Here is an 881-nt window from a genome sequence, read left to right as displayed (position 1 = left end):
GCCCTGGCTCGCCAGCAATTGCCGGATCTCCGCATTGCCGGAGGCCGATGACTGGCCATAGGCGCTGACGAAAAAACTCTTCCTGTGGCGCGCGATCCAATCCGCGAAAATATCGGCTTCGTCGAACACGGCGTCGAGCAGGATGACGCCGAGCAGCCGGCCGCTGACGTCGCCATTCCTGAGCACGGAGGCGGCCGGGTTGTAGCCGCCGCTATAGGCGACCAGCACCACCGGCATGGCGTCGAATTTCGCCGCCTTGGCGTCGGTCAGCTTGGCTAGGCCATGGGCCGCCTCCGTCATGAACCCGGCAAAATAGCCCGGCGTCCAGAAATTGCCGGCGCTGGAATCCTGCGCATTGCTGGCGAATTGCGGCGCCACCAGGACGGCGTTGAGGCCGGACGCCTCGACCTGGGCGACGACCCGCTGGCGCCCGACCACATCGCGCTGCAAGGTCGCGCCATTGCCGTGGAAGAACACCACGATGACCGCCGGCCTGGCGGGGTCGAAACCCCGAGGCACCGCCAGCAGCGTGCTACGGTCGGAATAGGTCTCGTCTTCCCAATAGATGCCACCGCGCGGCGAGGTGTGGCCATGCCGGCCATTGGCGGTCACGTCGAGAAACGGCCCGGAACCGTCTGGCAGTTTGCCCCGGTAGGGAAAGGGCGATGTCTTGAACGGCACGATCGTCGATATCGCCTTGCGCAAACGCGCGCCCTGGCTCGCCGCCGGAAATGCCGCCGTGGCCAGCAAACCAGCGACGATGGCGCGCCGGTCGGGCATCAGGCCGTCACCAGCCGGACAGAAGGCGCCTTCGCCGGCAACAGCACCGCAAAGAAGGCTGGGATGGCGACGAGATAGGCGATCGCGGCCCATTGCAGCAC

Annotated in this window: 1 protein-coding gene; it reads right to left on the bottom strand. The window is 66.4% G+C overall.

What is annotated here, in order from left to right; genetic code table 11:
* Window positions 1-780 (bottom strand): hypothetical protein (locus EN993_RS36300; RefSeq protein WP_127266280.1); only part of this gene is annotated, 780 nt, incomplete at its 3' end.
* Window positions 781-881 lie beyond the last annotated feature (101 nt).

Origin of the sequence: Mesorhizobium sp. M7D.F.Ca.US.004.01.2.1, from assembly GCF_003997785.1 — a bacterium.
Taxonomy (GTDB): Bacteria; Pseudomonadota; Alphaproteobacteria; order Rhizobiales; family Rhizobiaceae; genus Mesorhizobium; species Mesorhizobium loti.
The sequence above is the reverse complement of the archived record's forward strand: the minus strand, read 5'-3'. Positions and strand labels throughout refer to the sequence as shown.